This is a genomic window from Sphingobium sp. YR768 (assembly GCF_900111125.1).
Classification (GTDB): Bacteria; Pseudomonadota; Alphaproteobacteria; order Sphingomonadales; family Sphingomonadaceae; genus Sphingobium.
Genome location: NZ_FOGE01000003.1, coordinates 156,746 through 171,773, shown reverse-complemented (window position 1 = coordinate 171,773; position 15,028 = coordinate 156,746). Strand labels below are relative to the sequence as shown.

16 protein-coding genes and 1 tRNA gene are annotated in these 15,028 nt (G+C 63.0%); 11 read left to right on the top strand and 6 right to left on the bottom strand.

The features are described from left to right. Window positions 1-74 precede the first annotated feature (74 nt). On the top strand, window positions 75-1,487 hold the full coding sequence (locus BMX92_RS05400) for a GGDEF domain-containing protein (RefSeq protein WP_177184941.1): 1,413 nt from the start codon (window positions 75-77) through the stop codon (window positions 1,485-1,487). Here BMX92_RS05400 and BMX92_RS05395 read toward each other — a convergent pair. From BMX92_RS05395 to purL, 3 genes are all read right to left on the bottom strand, one after another. Continuing rightward, window positions 1,476-1,892 (bottom strand): hypothetical protein, encoded by a 417-nt coding sequence (locus tag BMX92_RS05395; protein ID WP_093013090.1) that lies wholly within the window; start codon window positions 1,890-1,892, stop codon window positions 1,476-1,478. The two genes, BMX92_RS05400 and BMX92_RS05395, sit on opposite strands and share 12 nt — an antisense overlap. Window positions 1,893-2,034: 142 nt before the next feature. Further along, window positions 2,035-2,346 carry a GIY-YIG nuclease family protein gene (locus BMX92_RS05390; protein WP_093013087.1) on the bottom strand — a complete coding sequence of 104 codons (312 nt, stop codon included), beginning with the start codon at window positions 2,344-2,346 and terminating at the stop codon, window positions 2,035-2,037. Between the two features lie 54 nt (window positions 2,347-2,400). Then, complete coding sequence (purL, locus tag BMX92_RS05385; protein WP_093013084.1) at window positions 2,401-4,578, bottom strand: phosphoribosylformylglycinamidine synthase subunit PurL; 2,178 nt, start codon at window positions 4,576-4,578, stop codon at window positions 2,401-2,403. Window positions 4,579-4,956: 378 nt separating this feature from the next. On the opposite strand from purL, the gene BMX92_RS05380 reads away from it, so the two are divergent. Both BMX92_RS05380 and BMX92_RS05375 read left to right on the top strand, forming a co-directional pair. Next, window positions 4,957-5,937 (top strand): DUF535 family protein, encoded by a 981-nt coding sequence (locus BMX92_RS05380; RefSeq protein WP_093013081.1) that lies wholly within the window; start codon window positions 4,957-4,959, stop codon window positions 5,935-5,937. Between the two features lie 36 nt (window positions 5,938-5,973). Beyond that, a complete protein-coding gene (locus tag BMX92_RS05375; protein WP_093013078.1) occupies window positions 5,974-6,630 on the top strand; it encodes a hypothetical protein in 657 nt (218 codons plus the stop codon). 336 nt (window positions 6,631-6,966) lie between these two features. Here BMX92_RS05375 and BMX92_RS05370 read toward each other — a convergent pair whose 3' ends face one another. After that, entirely contained in the window at window positions 6,967-7,350 is a 384-nt protein-coding gene (locus BMX92_RS05370) for a hypothetical protein (protein ID WP_093013076.1), read from the bottom strand. 160 nt (window positions 7,351-7,510) lie between these two features. On the opposite strand from BMX92_RS05370, the gene BMX92_RS05365 reads away from it, so the two are divergent. The 7 genes from BMX92_RS05365 to BMX92_RS05335 all read left to right on the top strand — a co-directional run bounded on the left by BMX92_RS05365 (window position 7,511) and on the right by BMX92_RS05335 (window position 13,314). Next, a complete protein-coding gene (locus BMX92_RS05365; protein ID WP_093013073.1) occupies window positions 7,511-7,765 on the top strand; it encodes an exodeoxyribonuclease VII small subunit in 255 nt (84 codons plus the stop codon). Window positions 7,766-7,770: 5 nt separating this feature from the next. Beyond that, on the top strand, window positions 7,771-8,685 hold the full coding sequence (locus tag BMX92_RS05360; RefSeq protein WP_093013069.1) for a polyprenyl synthetase family protein: 915 nt from the start codon (window positions 7,771-7,773) through the stop codon (window positions 8,683-8,685). Window positions 8,686-8,689: 4 nt separating this feature from the next. Then, window positions 8,690-9,199 carry a pantetheine-phosphate adenylyltransferase gene (coaD, locus tag BMX92_RS05355; RefSeq protein WP_093013066.1) on the top strand — a complete coding sequence of 170 codons (510 nt, stop codon included), beginning with the start codon at window positions 8,690-8,692 and terminating at the stop codon, window positions 9,197-9,199. A 249-nt stretch (window positions 9,200-9,448) separates the two neighbouring features. Further along, on the top strand, window positions 9,449-10,222 hold the full coding sequence (locus BMX92_RS05350) for a peptidylprolyl isomerase (protein WP_093013064.1): 774 nt from the start codon (window positions 9,449-9,451) through the stop codon (window positions 10,220-10,222). A 90-nt stretch (window positions 10,223-10,312) separates the two neighbouring features. Then, window positions 10,313-11,347, top strand: a complete 1,035-nt coding sequence (gene queA, locus BMX92_RS05345; RefSeq protein ID WP_093013061.1) for a tRNA preQ1(34) S-adenosylmethionine ribosyltransferase-isomerase QueA — start codon at window positions 10,313-10,315, stop codon at window positions 11,345-11,347. Between the two features lie 72 nt (window positions 11,348-11,419). Further along, complete coding sequence (locus BMX92_RS05340) at window positions 11,420-12,508, top strand: glycosyltransferase (protein WP_093013058.1); 1,089 nt, start codon at window positions 11,420-11,422, stop codon at window positions 12,506-12,508. Then, a complete protein-coding gene (locus BMX92_RS05335) occupies window positions 12,505-13,314 on the top strand; it encodes a polysaccharide pyruvyl transferase family protein (RefSeq protein ID WP_093013055.1) in 810 nt (269 codons plus the stop codon). The genes BMX92_RS05340 and BMX92_RS05335 overlap by 4 nt, the downstream gene beginning before the upstream one ends. On the opposite strand, the gene BMX92_RS05330 is transcribed toward BMX92_RS05335, so the two are convergent. Together BMX92_RS05330 and BMX92_RS05325 are read right to left on the bottom strand one after the other, a co-directional pair. Continuing rightward, window positions 13,301-13,636 (bottom strand): DMT family protein, encoded by a 336-nt coding sequence (locus BMX92_RS05330; RefSeq protein ID WP_093013052.1) that lies wholly within the window; start codon window positions 13,634-13,636, stop codon window positions 13,301-13,303. The genes BMX92_RS05335 and BMX92_RS05330 overlap by 14 nt on opposite strands. Window positions 13,637-13,752: 116 nt before the next feature. Then, entirely contained in the window at window positions 13,753-14,685 is a 933-nt protein-coding gene (locus tag BMX92_RS05325; RefSeq protein WP_093013049.1) for a DUF2171 domain-containing protein, read from the bottom strand. A gap of 237 nt (window positions 14,686-14,922) precedes the next feature. On the opposite strand from BMX92_RS05325, the gene BMX92_RS05320 reads away from it, so the two are divergent. Beyond that, a tRNA-Ala gene (locus tag BMX92_RS05320) sits at window positions 14,923-14,998 on the top strand. Window positions 14,999-15,028 lie beyond the last annotated feature (30 nt).

Genomic DNA, 15,028 nt, shown 5'->3' with positions numbered 1-15,028 from the left:
GCCTCATGGAGACAGCACGCGCCCCTGATCGCGCGGAGACGCAGGCACCGTCGCGGACGAGGGCCGCTGCGCTTGTGGCCGGTCCGGTCCTGCTGTTGCTGATCCACGCGGCGCTGCTGGCGACGATGGGGGATCAGTCTGCCCATGGCTCCTTCTTCTTCCTGATCGGCACGCCGTTGCTGGCAGCGGGCATCTGCCTGCATCGGGCGATGCGGGATGGCTGGGAAGGATGGATGTCGCTGGCGGTGGCCATGCTCTTCTGGGCGAGCGGCATGGCGGCGACAATGGTCAGCCTGCTGATGCAGGACGGGTCGGGCGTCGGCAACCTGAGCATGCTGCTCTATGTGCTCTATGGTGTGCCGCTGATCTTCGCTCTGGCCAGCCCGGTGGATGAGGCATGGCCGGTGCGGCTGGTCGATGCCGTGCTGGCGGGCGCGCTAGGCTATTTTTTCTTTCGCTATGTGTTTGCGATGGCGACGCCGGTCGGAACGGATGACAGCGGGGCGGCAGCGCTCCGGCTGCTGTTCGATATAGAGAATAGCTATATCCTGCTCTTCGCGATCGTCCGGCTGATGGCCTGTCAGGAGGAACGGCAGCGCGATTTCCTGCGCGTGCTGGCGGCCTATGCCGGCCTCTATCTGCTGGTTGCGGCCTATATCAATCATGTGGAGAGCGACAGCGATTATGGTCTGTGGCCGGATTTGCTGATCGACCTGCCTTTCCTGTTGCTGGCGGGGCTGGCGATGGCGTGGCGTGGTGGTGCGATGCCGGTCGCGTCGCGCCGCTTCGCCCGGCTGGTGCGGGCGGGCAGTCCGCTGATGCTGCCGGCGACGGTGCTGACGGTGTCGACGCTGCTGCTGTCGCATGATGCGCGGCTGGCGGTGGCGGGCTGTGTTGTCGCGACTTTGGGCTATGGGCTGCGCAGCGTGTTGGTGCAGTTGCGCAGCTATGACGAGCAGGATCGGCTGGCGGAGCTGTCGCATGTCGATGCGCTGACCGGGGTCGCCAATCGGCGTCTCTTCGACGAGGTGCTGCGTCGAGAAGCGGCGCGAGCGCGGCGGTATGGCGGGGCGCTGGCGCTGATGATGATCGACATCGACCATTTCAAGCGGCTCAACGACCAATATGGCCACCCGATCGGTGATGCGCGCTTGCGGGAGGTGGCAGCCGTGCTGGCTGCCCATGCCCGGCGCGGCACCGATCTGGTGGCGCGCTATGGCGGGGAGGAATTTGCCGTGATCATGCCCGGCCTCCATCCGCGCGAGGCCGCCGACATGGCCGAACAGATGCGCGCAGCGGTGGAGGGGCGGCGCCTGCCCGCGCCCGGCGGGGTGGTGACGGTCAGCATCGGGCTGGCGCATCTGCTGGCGCGGGATGCGGACCCGGCAGAACTGGTCGATAGCGCCGATCGCGCGCTGTATGACGCCAAGCGAGGCGGGCGCAACCGGGTTGGCGTGGAGCGGCTGGCGCTGGTGTCAGCGGGCTGACTTGCGGATCATCAGCTTGAGGCCTGACCAGATGGCATCGACGGCGCAGACCTTTACATCGACCAGATCGGTGGCGGGCAGGATGACGGCCCGGATCACGTCCTCCGTAATGTCGGTCGGGACTTTGGAGGCTTTTTTGGGCCAGCTGATCCACAGAAAGCCGGTAGGGGCGAGCAGCGGGCGCAGGGCGGCGATGCGAGCCGCCATCGTCGCGCGGTCGGTGACGAAGATATGGGCGGCATCAATCGGCGGTTGCGGCGCGGGCAGGGGGATGACGCCACTATCGCCAATTTCCGCCATGACAGTGACGGGCATATCCTCCCACCAGGCGCGCAGGCCGGGTTTGAGGCTGAGCTTCTTCGCCAGCGGGGTGCCGGAATAGCCGGCGGGATTGTTGGATGCCATGCATTGCCCTCGCCGTTGGGGTGGCGTGACGCAGCATCGTCAAACCCTGCTTCCTGCGCAAGGGGCCACCGCCATGCGCCAACGCGATTGGACTGCCGGAAGCGAGATGGGTTCCGGCCTGCGCGGGAACGACGAGTGGAGGTTAGTCAGGCAACCGCTCGAAACCCAGGCCGATTGCGAGGTTATCCGAATGCGGATTGCGCTCTTCGATCAATGTGATCTTCCACGCGCGGTTCCATTTTTTCAGACGTTTTTCGCGCAGAATGGCCTCTTCCATCGAGCCATGCTGCTCGAACCACATCAGGCGTTTCACCTGATAGTCATAGGTGAAGCCGGGAACGGTGCCGGTGCGATGCTGATGGAGGCGCTGGATCAGGTCGGACGTGACGCCAATATACAGCGTGCCGTTGCGCTTGCTTGCGAGGATATAGACGCAGGGCTGGCGATCGCGCATCGCCCTGGCATGGTCAAGCCGTCGTCCCCGCCTGCGCGGGGACGACGGCGGTGATCAGAGTTCGCTGTCCATGAGGGCAGGGAAGAAGCCTTCATGGGCGGTGCGCAGCGTGTCGAGGGCGACGCCTGCGACGCTGTCGCCGCCGACGGTGCCGATCTTCACCGCGCCGGGGACGTCCACGCCCGCTGCCGTGGTGACGACATAGCGGCCCTGATCTTCGCCAAAGGCCGATGCAGTGGTGAGCGTGACGTCCAGCGTTGCGCCGATCTTGCCGGCCAGCGCCATTTCCGCGATGGTGACGATCAGGCCGCCATCGGCGATGTCATGCACGGCGGTCGCCTTGCCATCAGCGATCAATGCGCGGACGATGTCGGCATTGGCGCGCTCTGCGGACAGGTCCACCTTGGGGGCCTCGCCGGCTTCACGGCCGGCGATTTCGCGCAGCCAGATGGTCTGGCCCAGATGCGTGCCTTCGCCGCCGATCAGCCAGATCGCGTCGCCTTCATTCTTGAACGCGACCGTCGCCATGACGTCCACGTCCTTGAGCAGGCCGATGCCGCCGATCGCCGGGGTCGGCAGGATCGCCGAGCCGCCACCGGTCGCCTTCGATTCATTGTAGAGCGAGACGTTGCCTGACACGATCGGGAAGTCCAGCGCGCGGCAGGCGTCGCCCATGCCCTCAAGGCAGCCGGTCAGCTGCGCCATGATTTCGGGGCGCTGCGGGTTGGCGAAGTTGAGGCAGTTGGTCACGGCGAGCGGGGTGGAGCCGACGGCGCTCAGGTTGCGATAGCATTCGGCGATCGCCTGCTTGCCGCCTTCATAGGGGTCGGCATAGCAATAGCGCGGGGTGCAGTCGGTGCTGATTGCGATGCCCTTCTGCGCGCCATGGACGCGCACGACTGCGGCGTCGCCACCGGGGCGCTGCACTGTGTCGGCGCCGACCATGTGATCATATTGTTCCCAGATCCAGCGGCGGCTGGCGATGTCGGGGCTGCCCATCAGCGTCAGCAGATCGGCACCGATGTCGGCGCTTTCCGTGATGTCGCCCAGCGGCTCCACCTTCGACCAGAGCTTATATTCGTCCTTTGGCATGGAAGGACGGTCATAGAGCGGCGCATCGTCGGCCAGCGGGGCGAGCGGGATGTCGCAGACGATCTCGCCCTTATGCTCCAGCACCATGCGGCCGGTGTCGGTGACGTGGCCGATGACGGCGAAGTCGAGTTCCCACTTTTTGAAGATGGCTTCGGCAAAGGCTTCGCGGCCGGGCTTGAGCACCATGAGCATGCGCTCCTGGCTTTCCGACAGCATCATTTCATAGGTGGTCATGCCGGTTTCGCGCTGCGGCACGTCGTCCATCTTGAGGTGGAGGCCCACGCCGCCCTTCGACGCCATTTCGACGCTGGAGGAGGTGAGGCCCGCCGCGCCCATATCCTGAATGGCGACGATCGCGTCGGACGCCATCAGTTCCAGGCAGGCTTCGATCAGCAGCTTTTCGGTGAAGGGGTCGCCGACCTGCACGGTGGGGCGCTTGGCGTCGGCGTCGTCGCCGAAGTCCGCGCTCGCCATGGTGGCGCCATGGATGCCGTCACGACCGGTCTTGGAGCCGACATAGACGATCGGGTTGCCGACGCCGCTGGCGGCCGAATAGAAGATCTTGTCGGTGTCCGCGACGCCCACGGTCATCGCATTGACCAGGATATTGCCGTCATAGGCCGGGTGGAAATTCACTTCGCCACCCACGGTCGGCACGCCCACGCAATTGCCGTAGCCGCCGATGCCATGCACCACGCCCGCGATCAGATGCTTCATCTTGGGGTGGTCGGGGCGGCCGAAGCGCAGCGCGTTCATGTTCGCCACCGGACGCGCGCCCATGGTGAAAACGTCGCGCAGGATGCCGCCGACGCCGGTCGCCGCGCCCTGATAGGGTTCGATGTAGGACGGGTGGTTGTGGCTTTCCATCTTGAAGATGGCGGCCTGCCCGTCGCCGATATCCACGACGCCCGCATTTTCGCCGGGGCCGCAAATGACCTGCGGACCCTTGGTCGGCAGCTTCATCAGGTGGATTTTGGACGATTTATAGGAGCAATGCTCCGACCACATGACCGAGAATATGCCCAGTTCGGTCAGGTTCGGCTCACGGCCGATGGCGTTCAGGACGCGGTCATATTCTTCCGGGCTGAGGCCATGTTCGGCGACGACTTCCGGGGTGATCTGGGGTGCGGTGCTGGACATGAGCGCGCCTTTAGCGAGGGCGTGGGCGAAGGGCAATGGTGGGCGTGCGGGCGCTGCACGGAATGCATGACTCGACCGGCTTTTCACCGACTTCGCCATCCGCAGTCATCTGTTCGGTGATCCGTCGATGCAATGCCTCATCCAGGGCGTATCGATGATTCCGTTTCGGTTGCGGATATAAAATAGACTAAGTTACCGCCTAAAAGACCGTGGTTACTTATACGCATATCGAAGTTTCATGTCATGTGCGACGATAAGATACGATAATATGGAATATATATGTCGATAGTATCATGATTTCTATTTTGATAGACGATTTTATTTCTAATCTATTTCTGTTGATGGGGTGATATGCAAATGGTTACGGAGGCGTAAGCGATGTCCATGTGGCTTGTTAAGGCCATGCATCAATTTGTCTTGCACCGAACGTCGATGGCGTCGGGCATATCGGCAATTCTACTCTATCTGTTATGGCTGATGCGGTCTTCCACGATCGTCGCCGAGGGGAGCTTATTGAACGCGTTTCGGCAGCGCGTGCAGTTCATATATGCCGGCTGGCGTCTCAAGGACATGTTGCGACCGACGGTCAGCGCTGACGAAACACCCTTTCATCGTCGTATGAAATCGCGGCCAAGCCTGTTGGGTGCGGTCATTCGCCCCTATCAATCGACCAATTGGGACAGCCGCACCCGGTTGAGCAAGCTGGGCGCCCATTATGACAGCATGGCCCGGCTTCGATGGCTGTTCGATCCCGAACATGATCCTGAAGTGACGCTGTGTGCGCTTTCTATGATCCATCCCGAATTACGGTTTGTCATGGATGAAGCCATCTGGTTCAAGAATGAAGGGCCGCTGGTCGTCAGTCTGTTCCTGAAAACCGACCGCATCTTTTCGATCGCCTTCGCCGTGCGGGAGGAGAATGGCGATCTGATCGCGCATGTGGGGGCCATACAGGGACGAAATCCAAAGGATATCCCCGATATTCTGGATGTCTATCGCGACCTGACCCGATCCGCGCATGGGCTTCGCACCCGTGATCTGCTGATCGAACTGTTCCGCATGTTCTGCGCGCATCTGGGCGTGGCCCGGATATTTCTGGTGTCCGACAGATATCAGCAGCATCGCGATCCCTATTTCGGCAGCAGTCGGGGCGAGGTGCTGGCCTGCTACAATGGTGTGTGGGAAGAGCGCGGCGCCGTGCGGATCGACGACACCATGTTCGAACTGCCATTGCAGGCGGTGTTGCGGGATACGGAACGAATTCCGCCGCGCAAGCGCGCACTGTATCGTCGGCGCTATGACATGTTGGCCGAGATATCCGGCATCATCGCCGCAAGGCTCGATCGTCAGGCATCCTGAACGGAATTTCTCATCAAGTCTTGAAGGAGGCGCGCCATGCTGTCGAAACTGCGGAACCGCAATCTGAGTGCGCGCCTGCTTCAGCCCGCGGACGAATTCTGGGATCAGCGGCTGGGGATCAGCACATTTGGCTATCATCCCGGCTCAGGCGATCCTGGCGACCGCGAATGGTATCTCCATTATATCCCATCGCCTTATCGGGATATTTTCGACGCATTGAAGTTGGCGGGGTTGCGGCAGGACGATGTCTTTACCGACCTGGGTTGCGGACTGGGCCGCGCCGTTTTTGCGGCCAGCCATATGGGAGTGAAGCGCGCGGAAGGCGTGGAACTGGTGCCGAAACTGGCACGGCAGGCGCAGGATAATGCGCGGACCAGTCGCCTGCGCGATCGTCATATCGTCTTTTTCGAACGGAACTGCCTGGAGCATGACCTGAGCGCCACGACGCTCGCCTATATTTTTCACAGTTTCGGTCATCAGATCATGGCGGAGGTGCTGGACAAGGCCAGGCATGATCGCCGCACGATCGATGCGCGCCGACCGTTACGCATCGCTTACGTCAATCCGGTATGCAATGATGTGCTGCGCGATTCCGGCTGGTTCCGTCGCGTGGCCGATGCACCCGAAAAACGGCAATGGCTCTCGACCGCTTTTCATTACCCTACCACGATTTGGGAATCGACGGACATTTAAGAGTCTGTTCTGAAATGCGCTCTTGGCGCATCCGTCCCGGTCCGCGCCCCCATGCGACCGCCCGGATATGGTCCCCAGCTGGGCGATTGGGCGGAGTGTGGGCCGCAACGCCGTGGTCCATTGACCATGGCCCTCATGTTCTCAGTCGTGGCCGCGAGTAGTGGCTGATGGTGTCAGCGTCTACATCGCAGCGCCGGAAGGCCGTGCATCGGCGCCGGCCCATTATCAGGTTAACTGTGCAGCGTTCGAGTCATCCAACAGCGAACGGCCGATCACGTTAAAATAAAAAGGCCGGACCCGAAGGCCCGGCCTGTTGGTGTCCCGATAGGCGTCGGATCAGACGTGGCAGGCCTGGCCGCTCTTGCCCGGCACGGTGATGGTCACGTCGTTGCCCGAACCCTTGACTTCGTAGCCGCCCTCGGCGGTGAAGGGCTGGCCGACTTCGGCGGCTTTCAGCGTCGTTGCGGTGCCGGTCTTTTCCGTGCGCAGCAGGGCGGTCTTGTCGTCGCTCATAAAGTCGACGAAGATCAGGCTGTTGTCCTTGCAGCGATACTGCTTGTTCGCCTTGACCGAAGGCGGCAGCTCGACCGGCGCGGCATTGGCCAGCTGGGCCGCCATCGGGTCGGCAGGGCCGCCCACGACTTCGGGTTCGTCATTCTTGTTGCAAGCCGACAGCAGGGCGACGCTCGCAACGGCGATCAGGGAGAGATATTGTTTCATGGTGATCCTTTTATGTGCATGTGCAACATGGTGCGTCAACGCAAAATGACGGCAGACCCGCTATCGCCCCTGATATGACGTCATGACGGTTCGATGACAGCAGGGCATAAATGGCGGGCACGGGCTTGACCGTGGGCGTGGCGGCGGCCAATGCAGGGACATGGCTGAGGAACCTTCGACCCCCGATCTTGCGACCCTCTCTTTCGAGGATGCGCTGCGCGCCCTGGAACAGATCGTCCGTCGTCTGGAAAGCGGCGACGTGCCGCTCGACGAGTCGATCTCGCTCTATGCGAAGGGCGAGGAACTGCGGAAGCGCTGTGCCGAGCGGTTGCAGGCGGCTGAAGCGCGGATCGCAAAGCTGACGGTGGACGCCAATGGCGCGGTCACCGGCACACAAGCATTCGGCGCGGATTGAGCATCATGGCCGGGGGAGGGAGCGCCTCCGCAGGCGATCTGGTCAAGGCTGGCGCGGCCGGCGTGGCAGCGGATATCGATGTCGCATTCGACCGGCTGCTGGCGGTGCCGGACGATGCCCGGGCGCGCCTCTATGAAGCGATGCGCCATGCTGCGATCGGCGGGGGCAAGCGGCTCCGCCCGTTGCTGGTCCGCGCGGCGAGCGACCTGTTCAATATCTCCCGCGACTCGGCCCTGCGTGTCGGCCTCGCGATCGAGTGCATCCATGTCTATTCGCTGATCCATGATGATCTGCCGGCGATGGACGATGATGATATGCGCCGGGGCAAGCCGACGGTGCACAAGGCCTTTGACGAGGCAACGGCGATTCTGGCTGGCGATTGTCTCCATGATCTGGCGTTCGAGATATTGGCGGACGAGGAAACCCATCCCGATCCGTTCGTGCGCGTGGAACTGGTGAAGGGGCTGGCAATCTCCAGCGGCCCGGCCGGCATGGCGGGCGGGCAGATGATGGATCTGGAAGCGGAAAAGGCCCGCTTCGACCTGGCTACCGTGACGCGCCTGCAAAATCTCAAGACCGGGGCGTTGATCGCCTTCTGTGTGGAGGCCGCCGCGATCATGGCGCGCCTGCCGCATGAGGCGCGCACGCGCCTGCACGGCTATGCTCGCGACATCGGCCTAGCCTTCCAGATTGCCGACGACCTGCTGGATGTCGAGGGCGATGCTGCGCTGGCCGGCAAGGCGCTGGGCAAGGATGCGGCGGCGGGCAAGGAGACTTTCGTCTCGCTGCTGGGCGTGGAGCCCGCGCGGGACCGGGCGCACATGCTGGTCGCACAGGCGAAGGCACATCTTCATGGCTATGGCGCGGAAGCGGATCTGTTGCGCGCCATAGCCGACTATATCGTGGAAAGGGATCGCTAAGCCCATGAGCAAGCAGCGTATCGGCGTCTATCCCGGCACGTTCGACCCCGTCACCCTGGGGCATATGGACATCATCCGGCGCGGCGCAAAGCTGGTCGACAAGCTGGTGATCGGCGTCACGACCAATATCAGCAAGTCGCCCATGTTCTCCGACGAAGAGCGGCTGGAGATGGTGCGGCGCGAGTGCGCGGGGATCGATACGGAGATCATCGTCACCGGCTTCAATTCGCTGCTGATGGACTTTGCCGAATCGCAGGGCGCCAGCGTGATCATCCGCGGGCTGCGCGCGGTCGCCGACTTCGAATATGAATATCAGATGGCGGGCATGAACCAGCAGATCAACGGTCGGGTCGAAACGGTCTTCCTGATGGCGGACGTGTCGCTTCAGCCGATCGCATCGCGTCTGGTCAAGGAAATCGCGCTTTATGGCGGTCCGATCCACAAGTTCGTTAGTCCCGCGGTGCGCGACGAAGTGGTGGCGCGGGTGGACGAGATTGGTCGCAAGGGCGGCTGAGTCTTTGTTGGAGAACCGCACCGGCCCCCACCCGACCGCCCAATCAGGATACACTGTGGGTGGCCGGGTGTGGGTTCCAACGAGGCACGTGACTCGTTGGAAGGCCGGTGCGGCATTCAAAATGCTCTCTTCCGCGCATTTTGCAGAGGATAGCCTCGTTTCAGCCTGCGTTCAGTTGCCAATCCCGATCAGCGCGCTATCAGGGCGGTGCGACCCACCGGGCAAATTTGTTTAAGGAAAGCGTTATTCATGCGTTTCACTAGCGCGCTCAAGACCGTGGCGATCGGCTTCGCCCTCACCGCGTCCGGTGTGGCTTTCGCCCAGGGCGGCGGTGGCGGCGGCAATGCCGAAGAGATGAAGAAGGCCGAAGCGGCCGTGCGCGCGCAGGACAATGCCAAGTCGCTGGGCACCGAAACCGTGGTCAAGCTGCCTCCCGCGACCGTGCCGGCCGATCCGCAGAATATCTGGGATCTGGACCTGTCGAGCGGCGGGCGCGTGCGCATCCAGTTGCGCCCCGACATCGCGCCGAACCATGTCGAGCGGATCAAGGAACTGACGCGGCAGGGCTTTTACAATGGCCTGAAATTCCACCGCGTCATTCCCGGCTTCATGGCGCAGGGCGGCGATCCCAAGGGCGACGGCACCGGCGGTTCGCAGCTGCCCGATCTGAAGGCCGAATTCAACGTGATGCCCCATCTGCGCGGCACCGTTTCGATGGCGCGCGCCCAGAGCGAGGACAGCGCCAACAGCCAGTTCTTCATCGTGCTGCTGCCGCGCATGCAGCTCGACAAGAAATATACCGTCTTCGGTCGCGTTATCGAAGGGATGCAATATGTCGACGCGATTCATCAGGGTGAGCCGCCGGCCGACCCGACCGTGATCTTGCAGGCGTCGATCGAGAGCGACGGCAAGCCGCCAGTCACGGCCGCGCCGCCGCCGCCGCCAGCACCGCCTGTGTCGATCATCGACACGGCCAAGCCCAAGGTCGGCGCGCCCAAGAAGGTTGCGCCGAAGAAGAAATAAGCCGGTTCGGCTTTTGCTGCACTTTCAAGGCCCCGGTCGCTTTTGCCGAAGCGGACGGGGCCAAACTATTTGGATGAAGCTTTCCCAGCCATGCGCGTAGACCTGTTCGATTTCGACCTGCCGCCGGAGAATATCGCATTGCGGCCCGCATCCCCGCGGGACAGCGCACGGATACTGCTGGTGCCGGGCGCGGATCCGATGCAGGATCGGATCGTCAGCGACCTGCCGTCGCTGCTGCGGGCGGGCGACGTGCTGGTCTTCAACGATACGAAGGTCATTCCGGCCCAGCTGGAAGGCATGCGGGGCGAAGCGCGGATCGGCGCGACGCTGCACAAGCGGCAGGGCCTGCGCCAGTGGCAGGCGTTCCTGCGCAATGCCAAGCGGGTGCGGGCGGGCGACCGAATCGATTTCGGCGCGGGCGTCACCGCCATTGCCGGGCCGCGCGACGAGGATGGCGGGGTGACGCTGGACTTCGAGGGCGATGAGCCGGTCGAAATCCTGCTGGAGCGGGCGGGGCGGATGCCGCTGCCGCCCTATATCGCCAGCAAGCGCCCGACCGACGAGCGCGACCGCAGCGATTATCAGACCATGTTCGCGCGGGAGGATGGCGCCGTCGCCGCGCCCACCGCCGCGCTGCATTTCACGCCCGATCTGATGGCGGCGATCGCGGCCGCCGGCGTGCAGACCGAGACGCTGACACTGCATGTCGGCGCGGGTACCTTCCTGCCGGTCAAGGCCGACGATACGGACGACCATCGCATGCATGCCGAATGGGGGCGGATCGATGCCGCGACCGCCGACCGGCTGAATGCGGTGCGGGCAGCGGGCGGTAGGCTGATCGCGGTGGGCACCACGTCACTGCGTCTGCTGGAAAGCGCGGCGGGGGAAGATGGCATGCTGCGTCCCTTTGCCGACGAAACCCGCATCTTCATCACGCCCGGCTATCGTTTCCGGGTGGTGGACGGGCTGATGACCAATTTCCATCTGCCCAAATCCACGCTGTTCATGCTGGTCAGTGCGTTGATGGGGACGGAAAAGATGCAGGCGGTCTATGGCCATGCGATCGAAACGGGCTATCGTTTCTACAGCTATGGGGATTCGAGCCTGCTGCTGCCGGACAGTTAGGCGGCCTGGAACATAATCGAAACTCGAGATTTTGCTTGCCCTATAAAAATAGCAAATGGGTGAGGAGGCAGGGTGAAGCTTTTTCTGTTTCCGGTGTCGCCGGCCAGCCTTTATAATCAGCTTCTGTTGCGCGATGTCCGCGCCGATTACGACAAAATCTATCAGGATCAGGCGAGCATTCGCGATGCGCTGGTTTGCGTGAAGCATGGCGAGCCGGCGATCATCCATTTCCATTGGGAAGAACATATGCTTCGCCGGACCGCATCGGCGGAGAAGAATGACCAGATTGCCGGCAATCTGGAGGAGAAGCTGCCGCTGATCGCGGCGCATGGCGGCAAGCTGGTCTGGACCGTGCATAATGAGAAACCGCATCGCAGCGCGCATATGGATGCCTATATGCGGGTGCGGCGCGCGCTGGCGGCCCATGCCCATCGCATATTGGTGCATAACCGGGTCGCGATCGACCTGCTGCGCGATCAGGTGGGGCTTTCCCCGGACGATCCTCGCATCGCCATGCTCCCGCATCCATCCTATGCCGGGCTGTATGAGCCGGAAGCGGTGGCGGAGGCGGCTGTCCATGGATGGGAAGCGCCCCGGACGCCCTATGTCCTCGGTTTCGGCGAATTGCGCGCGCAAAAGGGCTATGCCGGGATGATCGCGGCGCTCGATCCCGCCTTTACCAAGGCGCATGGCGCGCGGTTGCGCTTTGCCGGGCGGGGCGAGGAAGGGGAGGCGCTGCGCGATCGCTTCGCCGATCGTGCCGACATCGACTGGGATCTGGGCTTCGTGCCGACGGAGGAGGTGCCGGATATGGTGCGTGGCGCCGCCTGTGTCGTCCTGCCCTATGAGCGGGTGCTGACGTCCGGTGTGGCGATGCTGGTGCTGACACTGGGCGGCATCGTGGTGGCGCCGGCGGTGCCGACCTTCCTCCAGTTGCTGCCGCCATCGCTGCACCCCTTCCTCTATGTAAAGGGCGATGCGGCGGACATGCGGCGCGCGACCTCTGCGGCGCTGACATTGTCGACGCAGGAAAGCCGGACCGTGCGGCTGGAGGGGATTCGCCATGTTGCCGCGCTCCATCCGCGCCGGATCAGCCAGCGGCTGCGCGCCATTTATGATGAACTGGGCGGGCAGGGCCGGGCGGAGGCGGTGGTCGCGTGAGCGAGGATATCTTCTTCTGGCGACAGGACAAGGCGCTCGGCAATTTCGGCGATGCGCTGACCCTGTTGTTCCTCAAGCGGCTGTTCATCGGCGACCGCCTCTATCCCGGCCATGTCCAGCATCTGGTGGGCAGCGTCATCACCGTCAATCGGCTGGAGATCGTGCGGCGGGATGCACAGGCGGCGGGCTTGCCGGAAGGCCGCGCGCTGTTCTGGGGATGCGGCAAGAAGGATGGTGAGCGCCTGCCGCCGGACTTGCAGCGCCAATGCCGGTTTCTGGGGATACGCGGCACGCTGTCGCGCGATGCGCTGGGCCTGCCGCGGGACACGCCACTGGGGGACAGCGCGCTGCTGCTGCCGCGCGTCTATCAGCCGCGTCATAATGCGCAGGCATCGGGCAAGATATTATGGATACCCCATGTCCATCATGAGGATCCGGGCGAACAGGATCTGGACGGATGCCCGGACTATCTGGTGCGCCGCCCGTCCATCCCCAATAGCGCGGAAGCGTGCGAGGCGTTTATCGACGGGATCGCGTCGGCCCGTTTCGTGATGGCCAATGCGATGCATGCCGCCATTGTGGCGCTCGCCTATGGTACGCCCTTTGCCTTTTGGTCCGGCAGCGGGATCAATGTGCCGTTCAAATGGCAGGATTTTACCAGCGCCTTTGGCCTGACGCTGGATTTCCACCGGACCTATGGTGAAGCGGCAGCGGCCTATGACCGCACCCGGCCCGATCGTGCCTTTGCAAATCTTGATCTGGAGCCGCTACTGAAAGTCGCGCCTTACGGCATCAGCGGCCGATGAAAAGGAAACCTACGGCGCCAATGATGCAGGCGAAGGCGGCCAGATGGCGCCAGTGCAGCGGTTCGCCCAGCACCATGACCATGAAACCGCCGAAGATGATCAGCGCGATCGCTTCCTGCACGACCTTGAGTTGTCCCGCGCTCCAGCCATGCGCATAGCCGATGCGGTTGGCGGGGACGGCCAGACAATATTCGAAGAAGGCGATGCCCCAGCTGATCAGGATGACCAGCAATAGCGGTTTGGCCATGCCGCCCTTCAGATGCCAGTACCAGGCCACGGTCATGAACAGGTTGGACAGGACGAGCAGGGCTATGGTCGGCATGGCGGCCTCGGCAGGGAAGGATGCGCCGCTTTGGCATGAACGTGCGCGCCGACACAAGCCGGCATGAAAAAGGCCCGACATGGCAGCCGGGCCTTCTTCCTTTTCAGATCGCAGCCTTAACGATAGCGCTTGCTGCCATAGGCCGTGCTGGCGCTGCTGCTGGCATAGCTATCGCCGGTGCGACCGCTCGGGTTCTGGTCACGATCGCCGAACAGCGCATTCTGCTCCCGCTCGGTGCGCCAGGCGTCCTGCGCTTGGCTCGCGGTCTTTTCCAGCGTCACCTTCGTCGCGTCGACAGACTTGATCCAGCTCGACGGGATGGAATGATGGACGCCACCGGCATCCTGATCATTCTTGGTCAGGATAATGCGGTCGCCGCGCAGCTTGTCGACAGTGCCGACATGTTCGCCGTCGCTGCCGACGACTTCCTGATGTTCCTGCACTTGCTGGATGGCCTGACGCTGTTCGCTCCGGCGGTTGCGCCATGTGCCGAACTCACTGTTGAAGCGGTCGCGATTTTCGCGCTGATATTCGCCATAGTCGCGGTCCAGCTCGTCGATCCGCTGCTGGCGCCAGGCATGATAGTTGCTGTCATGGTGCGCCCCATAATCCTGCTGCGGGCCATAGCCCCGGACGCGATAGCCATGATCTTCATTGCCATAGCCGCTGCGTTCGCCGGTATAGGGGGTGTAGCCACGCCCCGGCAGATAATCCTTGCCCGATGCCGATGCATAGCCCAGCCGGCTCGACTGATCGCGGGGGTCGCCATAGGGGCGATTATAATATTCGTCATATTCCCGGCGGCGTTCGGCCTCTTCATCGCCGAACCAGCTGCGGATTTCATCGCCCGCGCGGTCGAAAAAGCCGCGATCGTCATAATCATAGTCGGCGGGGGGACGGCGATAGTCCGGCCCGCCAAACTGGCCGCGCGTGCCGTAGCGATAGCCGCGGTCGTCGCGCGCATCCCGCTGGCTGCGGAAACGATCGCCCCGGTCCCAGCCGGTAGAATAGCGATCCTCGCCATAGCGGCGATCACCTTGATATCCCATCGTCCTTCTCCTTCATTTTCAAGCGACGCGCTTGTCGGCGCCGATGGGGGATCAATGGTCGGGCAGGGGCATCGTTCCGGGCGTTACGCAGGGGTAATGTCCGGCCGAAACACCGGCCTGCCGCGCTGGAGTCGCGCGCTTTTCCGGACAGTTGATCGAGATCAGGATTGGCCGTGCTTTTTTACGCAAAAGACCGTTGCCAGCGGGGAATCGCTCGCCTATAGGCAGCCCACCTTTGGGGCCTTAGCTCAGCTGGGAGAGCGCGTCGTTCGCAATGACGAGGTCAGGGGTTCGATCCCCCTAGGCTCCACCAACCTCCTTCATGAGGTTGATCGGAAGGACT